Raw genomic sequence first — 5,385 nt, forward strand, 5'->3', positions numbered from 1 at the left:
GAATTTTCAGTAGTCTGTTTGGTATTGAGGTAAGGCAGCGTCTATGTAGTGTGGTTATTCCCCATAAATAGGTGATAACGCAGCATCAATGCCAAACAGGCGCTGCCCTTTGGGTTCTGCCTCGGGGCGATTTACCCTTTGTTGCCTACATTTAATCCGCAAAGGTCAACAGACACTAAGGTAGTACAATGTAAATGTACTAACGATTCGAAAGGGGGTTTCATTGGATTCACTCACACAGGTTGCGCTTGGTGGTGCTGTTGCCTTCGCAACTTTGGGCAATAAACTAGGTCGTAAGTCGTTATTAGTTGGGGTGGCGTTTGGCACGTTACCTGATTTAGATGTGCTAATTAATTTTGGAGGCGACGTCGAAAACTTTGTTTATCATCGCAGCTTTAGTCATTCTATTTTAGTACAGCTATTACTAAGCCCTTTGTTTGCTTGGCTTTTACTTACAATGAATTGGGCTAAAAGTGTGTCACTTAAACGCTGGTCTGTTGCTATTTTTTTTATTTTGAGTACCCATTCATTACTTGATAGTTTTACTGTTTATGGCACACAGTTGCTGTGGCCGCTGTCGACTTATCCCTTTGGCATATCGAGTATATTTATTATTGATCCTGTGTATACATTGCCACTTTTAGTCTCGTTTGTAACGCTTTTATTTATGCGCATACAGCCTTGTGCGCAGCGTATTAATACCTGTGCGTTAATCGTCAGTACGCTGTATCTAACTTGGGGCTTAGTAGCTAAATGGCATATCAACGAGAAGATTTATCAGGCACTTAATACGAAAAATATGACATTTACTCACTTTGAAAGTATGCCAACACCTTTTAATTCTTTGCTTTGGCGGGGAGTTGCTGTTACCGAGCAAGGACATTATGAAATATATGCATCTATCTTTGATGAGGTTGAAAACGTTGATATGCAATTTTACCCTAGTAAAAATGCCTTGTTATCACAGCTAGGTAATACAGAACAGGTTGCTTTATTAAAAGGTTTTACCAAAGGGCTTTTTGCTGTGTATCAACAAAATGAGCAAGTAATAATGAGTGATTTAAGAATGGGGCTAGAAGGCTATTATGTTTTTTCATTTGTGGTCGCTGAACTAAAAAATAAACAGTTGATAGAGGGGCAATATCAACAACTTAGTAATCGATTTCCACGCGATAAGGTTGGGCTTATTTTTGCGCGCATTGCTGATCCAAATATCGATTTAGCAAATACAGTGACAGTACCCACACCTCGTTAAATAGATTGCGGGGTTATACCTTATAGTTGGTTAAGCACCCATATACTTGACAAACTAAACGTTGGTATAGGTTTACCTGTGGCTTGTTGCTTACTTTCGAAGTATTTTCCCTAAAATTGCGTTATGATTTTATTTACATTAACCATAGCAAGGAACACCTTGAATTACTTAGCGCATCTTTATCTAGCACAGCCTACGGCGGATTCTCACTTTGGTAATTTGCTTGGGGACTTTGGTGGTCACAGGCATGTTAAACAACTGCCTATCACGGTTAAGCAAGGACTTGAGAACCATTATTTGGTTGATAAGTTTACTGATGCCCATCCACTAGTTAAAGAGGCTAAAAAGTACTTTTCACCACAGCGTAAGCGCTTCGCGGGTGTGGCTATTGATGTGGTGTTTGATCACTTTTTACTTAAACATTGGCAAACGTTTAGCAAGCAGCCATTAAGTGATTTTAAACAAATAAGCTTTAGATTGTTGGATAAGCGTTTAACGGTTATGCCACTTCGAATGCAACATGTTGTAAAGCACATGACTAAGAACGACTGGTTTAATGAATATGAAACCCTCAATGGTGTTGGGGTAGCGCTTGATAATATTACTAAACGAATTCGTTTTGCGAATCAATTTGCAGGTTCAATTGATGATATAACTCGTCATTACAATGAGTTGGATGCCCTGTTTTTAGCGTTTTTCCCTGAGTTGATTGAGCACGTCAATCGGCGAGGTCTTGAATGTGTTAATAAAAGTTAGGGTTGTCCTGCATTTTTTACTGACTATCTTCATATTTTGGCCTAGTTTGTTTAACCATTGCGCTACGAGTTATAGGCTTTTACCTGCGGTATATTGTAGTGGTTAAGCGTATAAATTTGTGATTATTATTTGTACTTGATTGAGTGTGAAGCGCTTCATATTAACCTATGGTAAAGCTTCATCCCCTATGCTTTAATAATAAAAAATAAGGGGGCGTTATGAGTAAAGATCAGTTTTTATTTAATAAATGCATATTCGCAATGCTTGTATCGGGGGCGTTTGTTGCCCCCGTATCAGCTGAGAGTAAAAAGCCAAACCAACTAGTTGAGCAGCTTTGTTCTAGCTGTCACAGCCTTAAAAATATCGAGCATAGCTCCGGTTACAGCAAAGAGCACTGGAAAATGCTTATTAGCTATATGGTTGATACAGGCAAAGATAGTAACTTAGCTGAACAGTTAAGTGGCTACCTTGCAGATAATTACCCCGTAAATACTAAACGTGAGTCAAAGGTAGTGGATGGCGATATAAAGCTACACTTTAAATACTGGCAGGTGCCAACACTTGGCCAGCGTGCTCGTGATCCGGTACAAGGTAAAAATGGTATTATTTGGTGGGTTGGTCAGTGGGGAAACATCCTTGGTCGATTAAATCCTAAAACAGGTGAGATGAAAGAGTATACGTTACCAAGCGGTACGTTTGCGCATAGTGTGTCTCTTGATAAAAACCAGACTCCTTGGTTTTTAGGCAATAAAAATGGCACGGTCGGGTATTTAGACTTAGCAACAGAGCAGTTTAAAGTTTATAAAATGCCAGATAAAAAAGCTCGCGACCCACATACCGGTGTATTTGACGGTGCGGGAACATTTTGGTTTACCCTACAACACAGTAATATGATTGGTAAGCTCAATCCAAACAATGGGGATATTCAACTAGCTACTTTGCCGACTAAAGGCTCTCGTCCTTATGGTATTAAGCTTGATTCAAACGGCACACCTTGGGTGTCATGTAATGGCAGTAATTGTTTGATTAAGGTCGATAAAAACTCTATGGAACTGACCGAAATAAAACTGCCCGGCGCTAATACTCATACTCGCAGGCTAGCGATTACACCGGACGATATGATTTTTTATGTAAATTCAGGCATGGGTAAGCTAGGTCGTTTTAATCCCAAAACGGCTAATATCACTGAGTGGGATAACCCCAGTGGTGAAGATAGCCACCCTTACGCAATTGAATATGCAGATAACGCAATTTGGTTTAACGAATCAGCCAAGCGACCTGAAACTTTAGTTAGGTTCGACCTTGCAAGTGAAACCATGCAAAGCTGGCAAATACCCAGTAAAGAGGGCGTGCACTCAGGCTTAATAAGACACATGCGAATGGGTAACAATGGACTTATCATTCATCAAACCGCGACTAACCAATTAGCTGAAATTACCTGGTCAAAATAATTGTTTTTGACTCGCTTAAATAAACTCCACCTAGTGGTGTATAGGTGGAGTTTGTCACAATAATTAATACGGAACAGTATTTGGCTTTAACTAACAAAGTACAGAAGTAGCTATATAATTAAATGAAATTTTTTATGTAGCGGTCGATTACCTGAAAGCCGATAAACGAGTTGATATTACCCTTGTGCGGCAAAGAGCAATGGCCAAAATACAATCGTTGCTTGATACATTTACACTACAAAAGTGACAGTTTAAAGCCCAGTCTACAAACTAATATAGTTTGCTCAAGAGTAAGTTGTGGTTAATCATCAGGGCCTTTGATGGTAAATACTAAATGCTTACGCATATCTTTTAAAATAACGCCTTTTTTCAGCATTGCTGCGCTTAAGCGCTTTTGCCATTTTAATAGCTCGGGCTCTGCTGCAATTAATGCTTGCTCATTTTTAAATTGAAAGCACAGTAATAAAGAGCCTGGGAATAGATGATATTCCACATCAAACCAGCATTGCACCATCCCCGGAATATCTGCGCGAGCTTGTTCTTCGAGTTTATCGGCAATATTAAGTACAAGTGCTTGTTGTTTTATTTGTACTTTAGATAGTTTTTTCATCGTTTATCCAAATTAGAGGCTAACAAGATAGCCGAAGAGGTAGATTATAACCAAGCCCATAGACGATTCACAACTTCGTCAAAGCTATTCGTTAAAATCTATTAGTGGTTTGAGTTGTGTATTAAAGCTACATGATATTGAGCTTAACTTAGCAAAGGTAAACTTCATACGTAAAGTTGTCACTTGTTTTGTAAATACGCCCTAGTAATTGCGTAATTTTCACTCAAAAATCAGTGAGTGGCGCTTATTATTTATATGTTACTTGTATTATATAACTCAGCACCTTTATTAGTTTTGTTTTTTATCAGCATGTTGTAGGTGTAACCAAATAAAAATACATTAATGAATACAGCTTGGTACGAACATTGAACATAGCTGTTAAGTAGTCGCTTAATTTAGCGTTATGGTTTATTTGATTAACACTAAACAAGGAGAACATGATGAACTGTTTACAGTATGATTCAATAGTAAAAAAAAGTGTAGCGCGTTTTTTTAAACCGGCCTGTGCGGTAATACTCACTAGTGTGTGTTTACAAACCAGCGCGCTGGCGAGTGAAGAAGTTGAAATGCATCAAGTAACGAAATCAGGACAAGGGCAATCACTTGGCACCATCACACTGTCAGAAAATGACCACGGTGTTACTTTTACCCCCAATTTAAAAGGATTAACTCCTGGGCAGCATGGTTTTCACGTTCATCAATTTGCAAGTTGTGAACCTAAGGATAAAGAAGGGAAAGTTGTTCCAGCAGGAGCAGCTGGTGGGCACTTGGATCCAACCGCCAACCAACACCATGATAAACCGTGGGCTGATGGCCATTTAGGTGACTTACCAGCGTTGTATGTTAATGAAAATGGCCAAGCTAAAACACCGGTATTAGCGCCACGGTTAACCCTTGATATGGTAAAGCAACATGCTTTAATGGTGCATAAAGGTAGTGATAATTATGCCGACAAACCTAAGCCACTAGGTGGTGGTGGCGATCGTGTTGCATGTGGCGTGATAGGGAAAAAATAAGGAGATAGTGTTATGCCATATAATAATCGTAATGAATTACCTGAATCAGTAAAAGATAACTTACCAAAACATGCTCAAGAGATATACCAAGAGGCTTTTAATAGTGCATGGGATACTTATGAGGATTCTAGTGATAGAAAAGGCGATGATGACCGAGAAACAACGGCACATAAAGTAGCTTGGTCTGCAGTTAAAGGTAGTTATAGTAAAAACGACAATGGTAACTGGGTAAAATCTTAGTAAGCAAAGTGATGCCCAGGTACTATAAAGCTAAGTAAGAAAAAAGCCGCTACAGTT

The 5,385-nt window shown here is 39.1% G+C and carries 6 protein-coding genes; 5 read left to right on the forward strand and 1 reads right to left on the reverse strand.

Translation table 11 applies throughout. From position 1 onward, the window contains the following. Positions 1 to 223: 223 nt before the first annotated feature. The 3 genes from ACT3RM_RS16710 (at position 224) to ACT3RM_RS16720 (ending at position 3,462) form a co-directional block, all read left to right on the forward strand. Positions 224 to 1,255, forward strand: a complete 1,032-nt coding sequence (locus tag ACT3RM_RS16710) for a metal-dependent hydrolase (protein WP_441836537.1) — start codon at positions 224 to 226, stop codon at positions 1,253 to 1,255. A gap of 159 nt (positions 1,256 to 1,414) precedes the next feature. Next, on the forward strand, positions 1,415 to 2,011 hold the full coding sequence (locus tag ACT3RM_RS16715) for an ACP phosphodiesterase (RefSeq protein WP_441836536.1): 597 nt from the start codon (positions 1,415 to 1,417) through the stop codon (positions 2,009 to 2,011). A gap of 218 nt (positions 2,012 to 2,229) precedes the next feature. Then, the gene (locus ACT3RM_RS16720; RefSeq protein WP_441836535.1) at positions 2,230 to 3,462 is read left to right on the forward strand and encodes a Vgb family protein; all 1,233 of its coding nucleotides are present in this window, start codon (positions 2,230 to 2,232) and stop codon (positions 3,460 to 3,462) included. 301 nt (positions 3,463 to 3,763) lie between these two features. Here the strand turns inward: ACT3RM_RS16720 and ACT3RM_RS16725 are convergent, their stop codons facing one another. Further along, positions 3,764 to 4,072 (reverse strand): hypothetical protein, encoded by a 309-nt coding sequence (locus ACT3RM_RS16725; protein ID WP_441836534.1) that lies wholly within the window; start codon positions 4,070 to 4,072, stop codon positions 3,764 to 3,766. Between the two features lie 440 nt (positions 4,073 to 4,512). Between ACT3RM_RS16725 and sodC the strand changes: the two genes are divergently transcribed. Continuing rightward, positions 4,513 to 5,088: a superoxide dismutase [Cu-Zn] SodC gene (gene sodC, locus ACT3RM_RS16730; RefSeq protein ID WP_441836538.1), complete on the forward strand. Its 576-nt coding sequence runs from the start codon at positions 4,513 to 4,515 to the stop codon at positions 5,086 to 5,088. Positions 5,089 to 5,100: 12 nt separating this feature from the next. Beyond that, the gene (locus ACT3RM_RS16735; RefSeq protein ID WP_441993506.1) at positions 5,101 to 5,328 is read left to right on the forward strand and encodes a ChaB family protein; all 228 of its coding nucleotides are present in this window, start codon (positions 5,101 to 5,103) and stop codon (positions 5,326 to 5,328) included. Positions 5,329 to 5,385: the final 57 nt, after the last annotated feature.

Source organism: Pseudoalteromonas sp. AOP7-A1-14, assembly GCF_052376275.1.
GTDB lineage: Bacteria > Pseudomonadota > Gammaproteobacteria > Enterobacterales > Alteromonadaceae > Pseudoalteromonas.